This is a genomic window from Amycolatopsis iheyensis (assembly GCF_024703995.1).
Lineage (GTDB): Bacteria > Actinomycetota > Actinomycetes > Mycobacteriales > Pseudonocardiaceae > Amycolatopsis > Amycolatopsis iheyensis.
In genome coordinates, this window is sequence record NZ_JAMXQV010000027.1 from 40441 (window position 1) to 56497 (window position 16057).

General features: G+C 71.9%; 18 protein-coding genes. 5 read left to right on the forward strand and 13 right to left on the reverse strand.

Annotated elements, in window-relative coordinates:
• Positions 1-31 precede the first annotated feature (31 nt).
• Together M8542_RS38430 and M8542_RS38435 are read left to right on the forward strand one after the other, a co-directional pair.
• Entirely contained in the window at positions 32-739 is a 708-nt protein-coding gene (locus M8542_RS38430; RefSeq protein ID WP_257925276.1) for a VOC family protein, read from the forward strand.
• On the forward strand, positions 736-1383 hold the full coding sequence (locus M8542_RS38435) for a hypothetical protein (RefSeq protein WP_257925277.1): 648 nt from the start codon (positions 736-738) through the stop codon (positions 1381-1383). Before M8542_RS38430 ends, M8542_RS38435 begins: the two co-directional genes overlap by 4 nt.
• 55 nt (positions 1384-1438) lie before the next feature.
• Here M8542_RS38435 and M8542_RS38440 read toward each other — a convergent pair whose 3' ends face one another.
• The 4 genes from M8542_RS38440 to M8542_RS38455 all read right to left on the reverse strand — a co-directional run bounded on the left by M8542_RS38440 (position 1439) and on the right by M8542_RS38455 (position 3816).
• Positions 1439-1564 carry a hypothetical protein gene (locus tag M8542_RS38440; RefSeq protein ID WP_257925278.1) on the reverse strand — a complete coding sequence of 42 codons (126 nt, stop codon included), beginning with the start codon at positions 1562-1564 and terminating at the stop codon, positions 1439-1441.
• A gap of 34 nt (positions 1565-1598) precedes the next feature.
• Positions 1599-2003, reverse strand: a complete 405-nt coding sequence (locus M8542_RS38445; protein ID WP_257925279.1) for a hypothetical protein — start codon at positions 2001-2003, stop codon at positions 1599-1601.
• A 98-nt stretch (positions 2004-2101) separates the two neighbouring features.
• The gene (locus M8542_RS38450; protein ID WP_257925280.1) at positions 2102-2707 is read right to left on the reverse strand and encodes a DUF3159 domain-containing protein; all 606 of its coding nucleotides are present in this window, start codon (positions 2705-2707) and stop codon (positions 2102-2104) included.
• Between the two features lie 8 nt (positions 2708-2715).
• On the reverse strand, positions 2716-3816 hold the full coding sequence (locus tag M8542_RS38455) for an FAD-dependent oxidoreductase (protein WP_257925281.1): 1101 nt from the start codon (positions 3814-3816) through the stop codon (positions 2716-2718).
• A 102-nt stretch (positions 3817-3918) separates the two neighbouring features.
• Between M8542_RS38455 and M8542_RS38460 the strand changes: the two genes are divergently transcribed.
• Entirely contained in the window at positions 3919-4521 is a 603-nt protein-coding gene (locus tag M8542_RS38460) for a TetR/AcrR family transcriptional regulator (RefSeq protein ID WP_257925282.1), read from the forward strand.
• Between the two features lie 150 nt (positions 4522-4671).
• A complete protein-coding gene (locus tag M8542_RS38465; RefSeq protein ID WP_257925283.1) occupies positions 4672-5808 on the forward strand; it encodes a hypothetical protein in 1137 nt (378 codons plus the stop codon).
• A 46-nt stretch (positions 5809-5854) separates the two neighbouring features.
• Here the strand turns inward: M8542_RS38465 and M8542_RS38470 are convergent, their stop codons facing one another.
• Both M8542_RS38470 and M8542_RS38475 read right to left on the reverse strand, forming a co-directional pair.
• Positions 5855-8086 (reverse strand): hypothetical protein, encoded by a 2232-nt coding sequence (locus M8542_RS38470; protein ID WP_257925284.1) that lies wholly within the window; start codon positions 8084-8086, stop codon positions 5855-5857.
• A gap of 70 nt (positions 8087-8156) precedes the next feature.
• Positions 8157-8645: a hypothetical protein gene (locus tag M8542_RS38475; RefSeq protein ID WP_257925285.1), complete on the reverse strand. Its 489-nt coding sequence runs from the start codon at positions 8643-8645 to the stop codon at positions 8157-8159.
• An 81-nt stretch (positions 8646-8726) separates the two neighbouring features.
• Here M8542_RS38475 and M8542_RS38480 point away from each other — a divergent pair, with 81 nt between their 5' ends.
• Entirely contained in the window at positions 8727-9116 is a 390-nt protein-coding gene (locus tag M8542_RS38480) for an HPF/RaiA family ribosome-associated protein (protein WP_257925286.1), read from the forward strand.
• A 24-nt stretch (positions 9117-9140) separates the two neighbouring features.
• Here the strand turns inward: M8542_RS38480 and M8542_RS38485 are convergent, their stop codons facing one another.
• From M8542_RS38485 to M8542_RS38515, 7 genes are all read right to left on the reverse strand, one after another.
• Positions 9141-9764 (reverse strand): septum formation family protein, encoded by a 624-nt coding sequence (locus M8542_RS38485; RefSeq protein WP_257925287.1) that lies wholly within the window; start codon positions 9762-9764, stop codon positions 9141-9143.
• Positions 9722-10201 (reverse strand): S26 family signal peptidase, encoded by a 480-nt coding sequence (locus M8542_RS38490; protein ID WP_257925288.1) that lies wholly within the window; start codon positions 10199-10201, stop codon positions 9722-9724. The genes M8542_RS38485 and M8542_RS38490 overlap by 43 nt, the downstream gene beginning before the upstream one ends.
• The gene (locus tag M8542_RS38495) at positions 10198-12024 is read right to left on the reverse strand and encodes an ABC transporter ATP-binding protein (protein WP_257925289.1); all 1827 of its coding nucleotides are present in this window, start codon (positions 12022-12024) and stop codon (positions 10198-10200) included. The genes M8542_RS38490 and M8542_RS38495 overlap by 4 nt, the downstream gene beginning before the upstream one ends.
• A 2-nt stretch (positions 12025-12026) precedes the next feature.
• Positions 12027-12524, reverse strand: coding sequence for a TlpA disulfide reductase family protein (locus M8542_RS38500; RefSeq protein WP_257925290.1), 498 nt, complete (start codon positions 12522-12524; stop codon positions 12027-12029).
• On the reverse strand, positions 12524-13030 hold the full coding sequence (locus tag M8542_RS38505; protein WP_257925291.1) for a MauE/DoxX family redox-associated membrane protein: 507 nt from the start codon (positions 13028-13030) through the stop codon (positions 12524-12526). The genes M8542_RS38500 and M8542_RS38505 overlap by 1 nt, the downstream gene beginning before the upstream one ends.
• Before the next feature lie 51 nt (positions 13031-13081).
• Positions 13082-13249 carry a hypothetical protein gene (locus M8542_RS38510; RefSeq protein ID WP_257925292.1) on the reverse strand — a complete coding sequence of 56 codons (168 nt, stop codon included), beginning with the start codon at positions 13247-13249 and terminating at the stop codon, positions 13082-13084.
• 333 nt (positions 13250-13582) lie between these two features.
• On the reverse strand, positions 13583-15994 hold the full coding sequence (locus tag M8542_RS38515) for a tetratricopeptide repeat protein (protein ID WP_257925293.1): 2412 nt from the start codon (positions 15992-15994) through the stop codon (positions 13583-13585).
• Positions 15995-16057: the final 63 nt, after the last annotated feature.

The window sequence follows — 16057 nt, forward strand, 5'->3', positions numbered from 1 at the left end:
GCGTCGTCGAGGCGGTGGCTACCTTCCGGTGATGGCTTCGCGACTGCTGGCGGTGACCTTCGAGGCGGACAAGCCGGCCGAAGTAGCACGCTTCTGGGCCGGGCTGCTCGACCGGGAGGTCACCGGCGGCGTGCTCCTACCGGGCGATGACACCCAGCTCGGCCTGCGATTCGTACCGGGCCGCGCCGGACGGCTCGGCGCCAACCGGATGCACCTGCACCTGACCAGCACCGACCTCGACGACCAGCAGCGCACAGTGGCCACCGCGCTCGGGCTCGGTGGCCGCCACCTCGACGTCGGGCAACGACCCGAGGAGGGGCACGTCGTCCTGGCCGACCCGGCGGGCTACGAGTTCTGCGTGATCGAGCCCGGCAACGGCTACCTCGCCGGGTGCGGCCCGCTGGGCGAGCTCACCTGTGCTGGCACCCGGCAGGCCGGTCTGTTCTGGAGCAAGGCGCTGGACTGGCCCCTGGTGTGGGACCAGGGCGAGCAGACCGCGATCCAGTCGCCGCGCGGCGGCACGAAACTCGCCTGGGACGCCTGGGACGGCACGCCCGAGACTTTGAACCAGCAGCGCTTCGAGCTACTCCCGACGGACGGCGACCAGCGGGCGGCGGTCGACGCGCTGATCTCCCTCGGCGCCACTCGGCTCGACGCTCTCGACGACGGCACTGTCGTACTGGCGGATCCGGACGGCAATGAGTTCCGCGTGCGGCCGCCCCTAGACTTTCACTCATGACGTCGGGAGACGACCCGCCAAGATCGTTCCAGCCGTTGCCCGGCCGAACCGTCGACCGATCAGCGGCGTACGAGGCCCTCCTGCAAAGCCTGCTCGACCTCATCGGTGTCGAACCTCCGCCGGCCGCCCGAACAGCCTGGCATCACCAAGCCCGCCGGGAGATCGGCAAAGCCGTCACGCGCCACGCCAAGGAAGCCGCTCCGGCACCGGAGGAGTGGTTCGAACCGTTGCTGCGGGCCGCAATCCACGAACCGAACCCGAGCCTCAACCGGCAACTCGTCGACCCCCTCGTCGCCGCGTACGGCCGCGATCGCGTCCGGCTCGCCCTCATCGCAATCCTCGACACCGGCTCCGCTCCCGACGCTGCGGGCGCCGCCCGCGCCTGGTACTGGACGCACCGTGCCCCCACGGGTGCCGGGCAGAAAGCGCTCAGCGAGCTGTACCGCCACACCGCATTACGCCGGTTCGTCACCGACGACGACCTCGACCTTCGCCGGTGCATCCTGCCGGGCCTGCCACTGGATCCGGAGATATATCCCGCTGCAATGCACGACCTGGTGACCCAGGCCGTGCGGATCGCCCGCACCTCACCCGACGACTACCTCCGGCACCGAGTCGAGATTCAGGTCGCGCCCTGCTCCTGAGCACTGCCACGGCCGACCCGGGGTATCTCCATCGCTCGGGACTGCCGTACGTGTGTCATTCAGCTGGTCCTGACGTGCTCGCTGCCGCCGCCACGCCGCCGATCTTGTACCCGCCGACGCCCATCCACCCCGCGACGGCCGCGAACACCGGGACGATCAACCCGCCGAGCAAACCCGTCACAAGTGTCGCGATCGCTTGTCGGCCCATCGGTACCCTACCCCAACAAGTAATACCCCGATCTTATGACAGAATCCTTCAATTCAGAAGTGTCGATCGTCGAACGTTCTCCATATTCGAGATCATCTTCGGACATGTACAGGGCGCCGGCAACCACGAACCCGCAAACCGACCCCGCTGACAGGATTACAAAAAGCGCTCTGTCTCCAGAGATCTGAACATCCGCAAACCTGTCCGAGACCCCCTCTGTCAGAAGCTGAATTTCGACATCGTCCATCCACTGCCGCAGACGCATCTCCTGCACGACCCGAAACATCAAATCAATCCGGGTGGGAGCCGCGGAAGTCCGACCCGAACGCAACAGCAACACACTGTGGGATATCGCGTAAGACCAGACATCAAACCGGCGTTCAAATTTCAATGGAAAGGTCAGAGCGGGCACTTTGTCCTCCGTACTCGAATTTCGCACCGACGATACCCGCCAGATGCTCGACGTAGTCCGCCCGCCCCAACATGTAGGCGCGTCGTGCCGCGTTCGCGCTAAACAGTCTGCGGTTTGTAGCGGAGTACTCGCCAGCACACGTAGAGACAGGCACCCGCCGAAGGCGCACCTCCCAGCAGCGTCGCCGCAACGGCGAGCGCCGTGGTCTGGCCGGCCACGTACAGCGGCATCTGCACCGCCGTCGCGATCACGCACTTCGTCACGAACACCGCCGTGCACAGCTGATAGCGCCGCCGTGCTTGCGAATCCCGCCGCCAGGCGAAACGTTCTCGGCGCACCAGGCCCAGCACCACTCCCACCAGCGGCCACCCGATCACCATCGACAGCAGGAACACCGCACCCTGAGCCGCCTGGATGACCACCGCCGGCAGGTAGAAGTTGATCGCCTGGCCGGTTGCGCCGGCCAGCACGGCCGAGCCTCCGACGATGGCCAGTCCGATCGCCGCCGACCAGTAGCGGCGTTCGGTCCATGCTCGTGCTGCCGCCAGGACCGCCACTCCGGCGACCGCGATCAGCGCGGCCGGCCACACCCGGCCCGTCAGCAGGTACGCGATCAGGAACACCACCCTGGACGCGACACCCTCGGCGACCGTGCGCCAGCCGCCCACCGCTTCGAACACCGACAGGGACTTGCGGGTCAGCACGTCGAGGCTCATGCGCCCGCCTTCGCCGGGATCGGCGGGAAACTGGTGCGGCGCATCGTTTCCTCGTAGCCGCCGATCGCCTCCAGCAGGCCGAGCCCGCCGCGGTTCGCCTCGGCCAGGGCCGCGCCCAGGCGATGGGCGTCCCGCATCGCCAGGTTGCCGCCGAATCCCGGGGCCGGGTGGATGGCGTCGCCGATCAGCGTCACCCGGGTGGCCGGCCACGCCGGCATCGGTGGGATCGTCCCGATCCGGAGTGCGGTCGTGACGTCCGGCCACGCCTCGGCCACGATCAGCCGCAACGCCGGGGGCAGGTCCTGGGCTTGGCGCCACACCGTGGCCGTCGAGAGGGAACTGCCGGGCAACGCCCACATCACGTAGTCCTCGACGTCGGCGTGGAGACTCAGCGCGGGCAACAACTCCGCCCGCGCGGTCATCGGCCGTCTGGTGAACCGCAGCACGCCCAGTGCCATCATCGTGCCGCGCACCCGGGCCGCCGCCGGGCTGTCGCCGATCATTCCCGGCACCCCGGTGCCGGCCACCGCTCGCAGCGGGGTCGCGCCCATGATCATGCGCCGGCCCGTGTCCGTCACCCGCACGTCCGGCAGGTACCCGCGGCGCACCGCCGAACCGACGCCGTCCGCGCCCACCAGCACGTCGCCGGTGTCCGTGCCGCCGTCGGCGAAACACACCCGGACCGTGCCGTCCGCGCGCTGCTCGAACCGGGTGAACTCCGCCCCGAACCGGACGACGCCGGCCAGCCCCGTCAGCAGCACCGCCCGGAGCAACGGCCGGTGGACCTGCCGGCCGGGCCGCGCCCGCCCGGCGAGACCGTCGGACGGTCGGCTGTCCACGACTGCCAGCTCGTCCCCCACTTCCGCCAGCGTCAGGGTCCGCTCGCGCGGGCCGCCCGCGGTGGCCTCGACTAGCGCGAAGTGCGCCGGCGGCAGGCACGCTCGCAGCGCCTCCAGGCCCCGGTCGTCGAGGTGCAGGCTGACGCCCTGCGCACGGCCGGCATCCCGCTCGTACACCGCGACGTCGATCCCCGCCCCGAGGAGCGCGTGGGCCAGCGTCAGCCCGCCGAGACCGGCGCCGATCACGATCACTCTCATCTCACTCGCCCTTTCTTCACCACCCGATGAAGAACACGCTACGGACGTTCGCGGCAAAACTCCACCAGCTGATGAAGTAAGGGTTGCTAGGCTGCGGTGGTCATGGCAGAAGACGACACCCACGGCCGCCCCGGACGCTGGCGGTCCGGCGCGGAAAGCAAGCAGCGCATCCTCCGGACCGCGCGCGAGCTGTTCGGCGAGCACGGCTACCGCGCCACGACCGTGCGCGCCATCGCCGCCGCGGCGGAGGTCGACCCGGCCATGGTGTTCTACTTCTTCGGTACCAAGCAGGGACTGTTCGGCGCCGCGATCGAGATGTCCGGCGCCGTCCCGCCGGCGATCGAGTCGATCTTCGACGGCGGCCTCGACACCCTCGGCGAGCGCGTCGTCCGGACCCTGGTGGAGAACCTCGACAAGTCCGGCCGCACCCCGCTGGTGCTGCTGACCAGGTCGGCGCCGACCGACGCCCGGTCCGAAGCACTGCTGCGCGAGTTCATCGACCGCGAGATCACCGACCGGCTCGCGGCGCTGCTCGGCACGCCGGACGCCGCGCTGCGGGCCGCGATGGTCAACGTCCAGATCCTCGGCCTGACGGTGGCGCGGTACATCATGCGGATCGAACCGATCGCGTCGTCCTCCGTCGACGAACTGGTCGACCGGTTCGGCCCCCTCGTGCAGCACTGCCTGACGGGACCGCGCGCCTAGTACTTTCGGCCGATGTCCGCAGCGCGAAAACCCTCCGAAGGACGTGAGCCATTCCGGGGTTCGTGATCCGGAGCCGGTTCGACCGCCAACCACCGCCCTACTGTGGCGGTGTTCGGTGATCTTGAACCGGAACAGAAGAGGGGAACCACCTTGCCCGACCGGACCAGATTCTTCGGCAAAACACTCGCGGCAGCAGGTACCGCGGCGGCACTCGTGCTCGCCACCGCCGTGCCCGCGGCGGCCGCACCGGCCACCGTCGAACAGGATGTCGCCCAGCTGTACCAGGACGTCATCGACCTCTACAACGGTCTGCCGGCGGACGCGCTGCGCGGCGTCGACCGGCTCATCGAGTCACCCGTCCCGCAGTTCGGCCCGCGGACCAAGGCCGGCCCGATCCCGGGCTGCACCGAGGGTTCGCTGCTGACGTACGCGAACAAGCTCGCGTCGCAGCTCACCCCGCTCGAGGGCCAGGCGCTCGACGCGTTGTCGGGGCTCAGCCAGCTCTACGTGCAGGGCGTCGCGTCCGACAAGACCCCGCAGGTCTTCGGCACCGACGGCCAGTACACCCCGCGCGCGACCGACACGATCGACAAGCTGCGCGGCTTCTGGGACATCGAGAGCTGGAACATCCAGCTCGTCGCCTGGAAGGGCACCGACCTCGGCAGCCAGGCGAAGATGGCACAGACCTTCAGCCTCGGTCTCCCGCCGGCGAAGGTGAAGGCCGCCGCCGCGCTCGCCACCAAGGTGCTCTACGAAGTGCCGGGGATGCAGGGCGGCCGCAACCCGCTGATCACCCTGAACGCGTTCTCCGCCCCGGCCGGCAGCCTCGGCGGCAAGCGCGTGGCGCTCGGTGACGGCCTGCTCGACACGGTCAACATCCTCGGGTTCGACGACGTCTCGGTCGAGTCCGTGGTCGGTCACGAGTACGGCCACCAGGTCGACTTCGCCCACGACAACTACCCGCGCAACGAGTCGTCCGAGATGGGCCCCGACGCCTACGGCGGCTACTTCGTCGCGCACGCCAAGGGTTACGCGTGGAACGCCCGCACGCAGCAGGAGGTCACGTACCTGGACGCGTCGATCGGCGACTGCTTCCACAGCCACGGCACGCCCGACCAGCGCAAGGCGGCCGGCGCGTGGGGCGAGAAGCAGGCGACCAGCCAGGGCAACCCGAACCGGATCGTCCCGACCGCGACGATGATCGAGAAGTTCCAGAAGGAGTACCCGAAGCTGATGCCGCCGGCTGACCAGGCGGCCACGGCCGCGGTGGCCGCGGCGCACGGCTGAGCTCGGGCGGGCCGTCTCCCCCCAGCCGGGGGAGACGGCCTGCCGCTCACGGCGGATCGAACCGGAACGGCCACGCTCCGGCCGGCCGGCCGTCGAGGTCCAGACCGTAGCGTCGCAGGTGCGCGAGCTGAGCCGGATCGCCGTCGGCGTAGTGCGAATACAGCTGTTCGACCGCGGCGGCGTTGCCGGCGTGCACTTCCCGGACCAGCTCGTCCATCGCCCGAAATTCGTCCTCGTCGGCGGCGAGGATTTCGGCGAGCCGTTTCTCGGCGTGCGGATCGCGTTCCTCCGCGAGCGTCCGCAGCTCAGCCACCGCGTCCGGCCCGGTCAGCACACGGACCAGGTGTTTCGTGGCTTGGTCATAGCCTTCTCGGACGAGTTCGCGCAGTTCGTCCAGCGCGGCGTCGTCGCCTCGGGCGGCCAGCAGCCGGGCCAGTTCCTCGCAAGCGATCGACGTCGGGTCGAACGCTTCCTCGCGAAGTGCGTCCATCGCGCCTGGATCACCCCGCTGAGCCGACGCCACCGTCAGGAAGACCCGCGCGTCCTCGTTGCCCGCGGCAGCCCGGGTCGCGAGTTCCGCGACTGCCGTGTCATCGGCCTTGCGCGCGAGCCAATACGTCAGTGGCCACACCGCATAGCTGTCTTCGGCCGCCAGCTGCCGAAGCCGGGCGATCGCCTCACTCGTCCCCCGTTCGGCCAGCAGATGTGCCTGGTGCACGCCGGCGTACCCATTGCCGCCTTCGGCCAGGCGGGTCAACTCCGCCAGCGCGAAATCATCGGCCCGCTCGGCCAGCGCGTGCACGTAAAGGACGACGTGGTAACCCTCTTGGTCGTTGCTTTCGATGTAGTCACGCACTTGCTTCAGCGCGTCCTCGCCGCCTCGGCGGGCCAAGGCGAGCACCACGCCGTCCGCCGCGTGCCGCCAACCTTCGTCAGCGAGATCACGAAGCCGCCGCAACGCGTCGTCGTCACCGTTCTCGGCCGCCCAGACCAGCAGGCTCACCGTGGCCGATTCGTCGCCGCGGCGGCTGCCCTCACGCAGGATGTCGTGGCGCAGCCGCAGGAACCCGCGCCGGTCGGCTTCCTCGGCCAGTCGTTCGAGATCTTTGGCGTGCGGCGCGTCGGCCACCACGGCGTGCCACAGCGACGCGGCTATCGGCTCCCGTCGGCGCTTGTGCACGGCGTACTGGTCGAGCCAGCTGTGCACGGCATAACCCGTGAGGTCACCGATCCGGTCGCCGCCGACGGGCTCCAGGAGCGACGCGCTGCCGAAGATCGGCTCGACCAGGCGGGCGACCGACGACTCGAACCAGTCGGCGGGCGCCCGGCCCCGGGCCACGACACCGCAGTAGTCCATGGCGCCGTCCCGCAGCAGTTCGGCCGACAGCGGCGCGGTGCGGCCGAGCCGGACCGCATCGACCGCCGCGGTGAGGACCGCGCGCGGGTACGGATCCTCGTCGTGTTCCCAGAAATCGGCCAGCTGGGGCGCGGCGGCCAGGATTTCCGTCGGACCGTAGTTCTCGTTCGCCATGCCGACCGCGTACCGGATGAGCTCACCGCGGTCCCCAGCCCGTTCCAGCTCGGCCGCCGTCCACTTCCTGGATATATCCACGATACTGGCCCGCGACAGTGCATCCCGGGCCCGACGGGACTTGCTGTCGCTTTTGTCGCGGGGGCCGGTCATCGAGGTGTAGTCCTGCCGCGACAGCGTGCTGATCAGCACGGTGTCCCGCCCCGCGGCGGTGAGCCGGCTCAGGTCCGGACCACTCACCGACCCGGGTCCCAGCAGGTACCGCTTGAGATCGTCCAGCCAGACGATCGTCCGGGGCCGGATGGTGTCGGCGAACCTCGGGTCGGACAGCTCGGCGGGATCGGGATCGACGATCCACCAGTCGGGACACACCACGCGAACAGCCTGGTGGGCGCTGCGGGATTTCCCCGAGGCCGGGGCACCCACCAGGACGATGAAGCCGCCGTCGGTCGTGACCGCGGCCGTGAGCAAGGTGCGGAGACCGGCCGGACCGAAGTCCAGGTCCCGCAGCACGTAGCCGGGCAGGACGTCGGGGCCGCCGACCGCGTCGATGGCGGGGTGCACCCCCAGCACGATCGGATCGGCTTCCCGGACCCGGCGGTCCGGCGCTCCGCGAGGGTCGGCCGGGCGGTGCTGGTGGATGTGCACGTCACCGCGGATGGCGCCGCTCTGCACCAAGGTTCCCGGCACGTCACCGTGCACCGCGTTGCCGACCGTCGCTTGCGGCTTCGAGTCGTCGACGTCCACCGCGAACCTCCACCCGCGCCGTTCGCCCGCACGTCGGCGTGGTGGTTAGTCGCTGCGCGGCCGGACGCCGTTACGGCGGGTTCGGCAGGCCGGCCGTCGCCCGGTGGACGCTCGGGTCCCGGCTTCCCGCCGCCCAGCGCTCCAGCGCGGCCGCCGCCGACTCGATCGCCGCGGTCAGCGCCGGTGCCGCGCCGACCAGGTGTTCTTCGCTGTGCACCACGTGGATGCCGTGGTCGGGGTCGCACCAGCACGCCACCTCCAGCGTCGCCGACACGGTGAGGCGTGGCCGCTGCTCGCGGACGATGCTCAAGTCGAGCTCCAGCCAGTCGACGCCGTTGTTCGACGGCGTCAAGGTCGTCCCGGCGATGATCAGCTGGGTGGTCTTGCCGCCCGGGTCGATCCCGACGTGCTCGGGCCACCAGTCCCACTGACCGGTGTCCTCGGGCGGCCTCGCCGCTTCGACCCGTTCGGCCGCCGCGCGGATCCGGGCGGCCTCCGCGGCCGAAAGGTCCGCGACGAACGAGGACCAGTCGATGCGCTCGAAGGTTTCCAGCCCCATGGGGCGACTCTAGCGGCGCCGGGTTTGATCCGGCGAGTGTCGTGGTACTGACGGAGATCATCGCTTATTGGGAGGGTGCTCGTGCAGATCCAGGTCAACACCGACCACAACATCCCCGGCGGCGAACGGCTGGCCACCTACGTGACCACCGAGCTGGAAAGCAGCCTGTCCCGGTTCGGCGGCTGGGTGACCCGGGTGGAGGTCCACCTCAGTGAAGACGCCGGCGGCAAGCCGGAAGACAAGAAGTGCGTGATCGAGGCGCGGCCCGGCGGCAAGCAGCCGGTCGCCGTCACCCACCACGCGACCACAGTGGACGACGCGTACGCCGGAGCCGCGCACAAGCTGGGGCGGGTGCTGGAATCCCGGTACGAACGCGCCCACGACCACAAGGGCAGCGACAGCATCCGGCACATGCCGGCGCCGGAGGACCCGGCTCAGGTCGGCGTGCTCGAGGACGAGCCCCGGACCTGACCGGCCGCGACCGGCCGGACCCGCTCACCGCGCGGGTTCGGTCATCTCGGTCGCGAAGCGGTAGTAGCAGACCACGCGGTGCTTACCTTCGGCCCAGCTCTGCGACGTCGGGGTCACGACCTGGACGCGGACGTCGGGCAGCGGGCGGGCGTCGGCCTCGCAGCGGGCCAGTGTGCGCTGGTAGACCTCGACGATGTCGGGCATCGGGCCACCCGTCACCGGGAGCACTTCGAACGCCTCGGCGGTGTGCGGCGTGGTGCACGACGTCCGCAGCACGTCGGTGGCGCCGGACGCCGGGGGCGACCAGAAGCAGTCGCCCACGGTGAGGTCGAGCCCGTGGACCGTCCCTTCGGGCAGCCGGTCCTGGCTCGGCCGCTGCTGCCACCACGCCGTCCCGTTCGCGACCTGGTAACCGAGCACGCCCGCCCAGCCGGCGAACGCCACCAGCCCGCAGATCACCAGCACCCGGCCCCGCTCCCGGCGCTTCCGGATCCGGTCCAGCGCGACGATCGCGAGGAACGGCGCGAACAACCCGCCGAGCAGACCGACCACGAGCGTCGCGATCGCGTAACCGCTGACCGGCTGACGGCGCAGTTCCGCGCTCATCAGCTCGTCGAAGAGCTCCGGATCGTGTTCTGGCGCTGACATGGTCCCCCTCGGCTCGGCCCGCGGGAAACGTACCGCACCACCACGCCGACCAGCCGCTCCCGCGGCACGAACCCGTAGTGCCGCGAGTCCCAGCTCGACGGGCGGTTGTCGCCCAGGACCACCGTGTTTCCCGGTGGCACCCGACGGCCCGCCAGGCCTTCGGCGTCCACATCGGACCAATCGCGCGGGACGCGGTCGCCCGCGACGGCCACCACTCGCTTCAGCAGCAGCTGCTCCCCCGTCGGCGCTCCGCTCGGCAACGCCGGGTAACGCAGCAACGCCACCTGACCCCGCCGGGCGCGGCGGGTGCGGCGGACCAGGACCCGGTCGCCCGGCCGCAACGCCGGGGTCATGCTCGAACCGTCCACTGTGGTCAGAATGAGCAGCCGTCGCACGGCGAAGGCCAGCAAGGCGACAACGAACACCAGCAGTCTCATGGCACCGCCTGGTAACCGTCGGCCTGCAGGCGGAACAGGCGCGCGTAGCCGCCGTCGGCTTCGAGAAGACTTTCGTGCGTGCCCAGCTCCGTGATGCGGCCCTCCTCGAGCACCGCGATCCGATCGGCGTCGCGGACCGCGCTCAGGCGGTGGGAGATCAGCAGGCTCGTGCGGCCCCGCCGGTGCTCGCGGATGCGGTCGTGGACCTCGTGTTCGGCCTCCGGGTCCAGCCCGGAGCTCGGCTCGTCGAGGATCATCAGGTCCCGGCCCTCGCGGACCAGCGAGCGGGCCAGCGCCAGGCGCTGCCACTGCCCGCCCGAAAGCACCACGCCGGTCGAGGTGCCGGAGGTGTTTTCGGACCCGATTTCGAAGATGCGCGTGAGCGGTGTGTCGTAGCCGCGCGGCAGGGCGGCGATCCGGTCGTGCGCGCCCGCACGGGTCGCGGCCGCCACCAGCCGGGCGCGGTCGGTCATCGCCGGGAGCTCGCCGAGGCCGATGTTCTCCGCCGCCGTCATGTCGTAGTTCATGTGGTCCTGGAACACCGCGCTGATCCGCTCGCGCACCGACGCGGGCGGCAGGTCGCGCAGGTCCACGCCGTCCCAGAGGATCCGGCCGCGGGTCGGGTCGTACATGCGGCACAACAACTTCACCAGCGTGCTCTTGCCCGCGCCGTTGAGGCCGACGAGCGCGACCGTCGCGCCGTGCGGGATCGTCAGGTCCACCCCGCGCAGCACCCACGGGTGCTCGTCGCTGTAGCGGAACCACACGTCCCGCAGCTCGATCCCCTGCCGCAACGCCGGAGCCGCGGCCAGGGACCCGGTCGGCAGATCGGGTTCCGCGCGGACCACGGCGACGTAGTGCGCGAACGACAGCAGCCGGGCCTGGCCACTGGCGATCGACGACGCCAGCGTGCCCAGCGCGGCCTGCACCCCGGCGACGGCGGCCACGAACATCGACACGTCGCCGGCGCTGAGCGAGCCGTCCCGCGCCGACGTGATCGCCCACCACAGCCCCACCCCGGCGACCGCCGCGCTCAGCGCCGTCAGCCCGCCCATGGTCCACAGCTCGCGCTCGTCCATGCGGCGCTGGGCGTCGTTGGCGCTGCGGCGCTCGTCCATCAGCCGGGCCCGCAGGAACGCGCCGATGCCGAACAACCGGATCTCGGTCGCCGCGGGAATGCCGGTGAGCAGCTGGCTGTAGAAGAACTCGCGCCGGGTGAACCGCTCGATGCGCCACTCCACCGCGGCGCGGCGCCGGGCCAGCAGCAGCTCGGCGAGCAACGCGGGGATCGCGGCGGCCAGCACCACCCCGGTCATCGCCGGGCTCAGCACGAGCAGCGAGCCGAGGAACCCGGCCAGCGACAACGTTCCGCTGAGGACCCCGCCGACGCCGTCGACGATCTCCGGCATCCGGCCGCAGCTTTCCTGGGCCAGCCGCAACCGGTCCTGGTAGGCGGGGTTTTCGAACGTGCGCAACCCGACCTGCCGGCCCAGCGCGCCGAACAGCCCGTCGGTGGCGACGGTGCTCGCCGCGCGGCCGATCTGCGCGCGGACGTAGTGGACCACCACCGGCAACGCGGCGACGGCGAGCCCGGTGCCCACCAGCGCCACGGCGAGGCCGCCGACCGCGCCGGTGCGGTCGACGAGCCGGTCCAGGACCAGCTTCGTCAGCCAGGCGGTGGCGATCGGCGCGGTGGCCGCGGCCGCGGTCATCACCAGGAGCCCGGCCAGCCGCGCCGGGCCGGACCGCCACAGCAGCCCCGCGGCCGCCCCGGCGGCGGCACGCACCTGGTCCGCGCCGATCCGGCGATCGGGTTCGGCCACCGTCACCGCCCGGCGGGGACGGGCAGCTCGCGCACCCGGCCCGCGGTCGCGACCACCCGGCCGTCGGCGACGACGTACAGCGCGGGCGTCCAGGTGTTGCGGAACGCGGCGGCGACCGGGCCGCCGTCGAGGTCGGCCGGCACGACTCGCGCGACTTCGGCGAGCGCGCGCACGGTCTCCGGGTCGTCGCCGCCGAAGACGGCGAAGACGTTGTCGCGGCCCTGTTCGCGGGCGTAGGCGAGGAAGTCCGGCAGGCTGTCGTGGCAGGCCGGGCAGTCGGCGGAGAAGAACGCGACCGTGCCGGACAGCGTCGCGGCGGTGAGCGGCTCGCCGTCGAGCGTGGTGGCGGCGAACTCGCCGACGGCCGAACCCGGGCGCAGCGCGAAGGGCGGCGCCGTGGGGGCCTGGGCGCGCATGCGGCGCAGGATCCCGACGGTCAGGAGCAGGTTCAGCAGGCACAACAGGCCGAGCAGCACCAGGGCGGCGACGACGAAGGGCATCAGGAACTCCTTGCGAACACGACGGCGATGTCGTCCATCGCGATGACGAGCACGGCCACCACCACGCCCGCGGTGACCGCGACGGCGGCCCCGGCGACGGACGGCAGGTGCTCCGGCGCGAGCGCGCCGAGGACGGCGAAGCAGGCAAGCACGGCGTTGCGGGCCAGGTGACGCGGGCCGATGGGGGTGTCGGCCGCGCCGAAGCAGCGGCACGGCGTTCGCCGCCCGCCGCGCAGCGCCGTGCCGATGGCCGCGGAGAAGGCCAGCAGCAACGCCGTCGCGAGGACGAAGCCGGCCGCCGCGGTGGCCGGCACGGCGACGAGGACCGCGATGCCCGCTTCGGCGGCCACGACGGTCACCGAAACCGGCCTGACCAGGCGCGTCGGCATCGGCGCCAGCACGGGCACCGAGCGCGCGAAGCCGCGGAAGTCCCGCAGCTTCGCCACCGACGAGGCGGCGAACACGACGGCGACCAGCGCCGCGCAGGCGGCCCGCAGGTACTCCATGTCACTCCCTCCGTGACGGGCGGTGTCCGCGGGGGACACCGCCCGGCCGGGTCAGCAGGTGCTGCGGACCTTGGACCACTCGCAGCCGGTCTGCGGGCAGCAGAACCGGTACCAGTAGCCGGGGTGGCCCGCGGCGTTGCAGAAGTAGTTGCCCGCGCAGGCGGAGGCCTCGGCGGTGAGCACGATCCGCGCCAGCACGCGGTCGATCAGGCGCCCCATGGTTTCTCCCTTCGACGGTGGATGTCCAAGGTGCGGAACGGCTTTCGGCGGTCCCGCACCGGCTGCGAGCATCGCGGGCGAATGTGGTGCGGAGCAGCAATCCCGGACGAACCCGGACGCCACCGCGCGCCCGACCGCCGGGCGGGGCGCTCGCACCAGCGGGCGCGATCGGCAGGCAGGCGCGAGCGGGCCGGGCGGATGCGCCCCAATGTGGCGTTGGGTGCGCTCAACGCACCCAATGTGGCGTTCGGTGCGCTCAACGCACCCAATGTGGCGTTCGGTGCGCCCAACGCACCCAACGCCACATTGGGGCGCTTGGGACCGGGCCGAGCGTTAGCCGACTGTTGTTGCCGGGGCTTCGATTCCGGTCGTTATCTCCGGGGACTCCGGGAGGTTCAGCTCGCGGTGGTGGGCACGGGCCGCGAGCCAGTGGGCGCGGGCGCGGGCCGGGTCGGCCAGGTCCGTCCATGCCCTCGCCAGGCCGATGTGCGCGCGGGCCGCCTGGTGCAGGCTGCCCAGCTCCGCCGCGATCGCCAGCGCGCACTCGTGCGTCGTCCGGGCGTCGGCCGTGCGGCCCAGCTCGGATGACACCTCCGCGAGGCACAGCAACGCTTCCAGGCGCAGGTCCCGGTCGCCCGCTTCCTCGGCGATCGCGCTCGCGCGATGAAAATGCCCGCAGGCCTCCGCGTGGTGGCCGGAGCGCCGGTGCGTGTCGCCGATGTTCAGCAGCGTTCGGCCGGTGTCCGACAGGTCGCCCGTCTCCTGGTCGATGGCCAGCGCCTTCATGTGGATCTCCAGCGCCTCCGCGAACCAGCCCAGCCGGCCGTAGACGTAGCCGAGGTTGGTCAGCGCCGTGCGTTCGGCCGTCCGGTCGCCGATCTCGCGCGACAGCGTCAGCGCCTCGCCGACGAACTCCGCCGCGCGCAGGAAGTCGCCGTTCCAGGAGGCGATCGCGCCCAGTGTGCCGAGCGCCCGGCACTCGCCGAAGCGGTCTTCCGCACCGCGGAAGCAGTCCAGTGCCGCTTCGACGTGCCGCGTCGCCACCTCGTAGCGGCCGACCTGGCTGTGCGTGGCCGCGAGGCTGACCAGCGCGTGCCCGCGGGCGACCGGGTCCGCGGACTCCGTCGCGCACGTGTGCAGGGCCAGCGCTTCCCGGGTGTGGCCGCCGGTCTGCAGGTACCGGAACAGGATCCGCGACAGCACCCCGGCGTGCCCCGACGAAACCCCCTGCAGGCCGGCGCCGACGAGGTTGGCGCGTTCGGCGTCCAGCCACGCGGTCGCCGTCTCCCGGTCGGTGAGCGGCGGGATCGGCGAGCCGGGGTCGGTGACGTGCGGGCGGTGGTCACGCGTGCGGGGCGCGTGGTGGTACATCGCGGTGGCCGCGGCGAACGCGTAGTAGCCGAGCAGTCGCGTCACCGCGCTCCGCCGGTCGGCGGGGGCGTCTTCGTCCTGCGCCCGCGCCATCGCGAACGCGCGGATGAGGTCGTGCAGCTCGAACCGGCCCGCCTCGCCGCGCCGCACCAGGCTCGCGGCGACGAGCCGGTCCGCGATCCGCTTCGCCTCGGGCAACGCGGTGCCGGTGAGCGCGGCGATGCCGTAGGCGTCCGAGTCCGCGCCCGGGTGCACCGCGAGCAGCCGCAACGCGCGCCGCTCCGGCTCGCCGAGCTGGTCGTAGGACAGGCTGATCGACGCGTCGACGGCGTTGTCCAGGCGCAGGTTCGCGCGCCGCTGCTCGAGCCGTTCCAGGTGGTCGGCCAAGAGCCACGAGCGGTGGTCCGGCGCGGTCATCCACAACGCGGCCAGCGACAGCGCCAGCGGCAGCCGGCCGAGCTCGGCGGTGATCCGCCGCGCCACGGCGGGCGCCTGGTCGACCCGCCTCGCACCGACCGTGCGCCGCAGGTAGGTCAGCGCTTCGTCCGGGCTCAACGCGTCGAGCCGCACGTGCGCCGCGGTCAGCCCGGTCAGCGCCATCCGGCTGGTGACGAGCACCGCCCCGCCGCGTTCGCCGGGCAGCAGGGGCCGGACCTGGTCTTCGTCGCGGGCGTTGTCGAGGACGACCAGCAGCCGCCGTCCGGCCGCTCGCTCCTGGTACACCCGGGTCTTGCCCGGCAGGTCGGCGGGCACGGCGTGGCCGGGGACGCCGAGCAGCCGCAGGAACGAGTCGAGCACCGCGGCCGGCTCCACCGGCGGCCGGCCGGGGTCGGGGTGGAACCCGCGCAGGTTCACGAAAAGCGCGTTCTCGAACCGGCCGGTGCGCAGGAGCTGGTGGCCGGCCTGCACGGCCAGCGCGGTCTTGCCCACCCCGGCCATGCCGGCGATCACGGACACGCTCGCGGCGCCGCCCAGTGCCGCGAGCTCCGCCGCCCGCCCGGTGAAGTGCGGGACGGCTTCGGGCAGGCCGAGCTGCGCCTGCACGAAGGTCGCCGCCTCGGTGCGGCCGCGCACGACCCGCAGCACGTCCTGCCAGGCCGCGACGTACGCCGGGTCGGGGTGCAGTGCCTCGACCACGGCGAGCAGGAGATCGGTGTTGGGTCGCGCACGCCGGGTCTGGAAGCAGTCGGCGACGGTGGTGCGCGCGGTGCGCTCCCCCGGCGGCCGTCCGGCGGCGGTCCAGAGCCGGTTGACGCGCTCGGCGATCTGCGCGTACGACGGACCGCCCGCCCACGCCTTCAACAACCGCAACTGCGCGATCAGCTCGGCCAGCGACCCGGCGCGGCCGGGATCAGGCGCCTCGGTGAACCCCATGCCCCCATCGTGGCCGCCGCACCGGCAAAATCCCGTACAAGCCGGGAAACCGGAGCCGGCCGG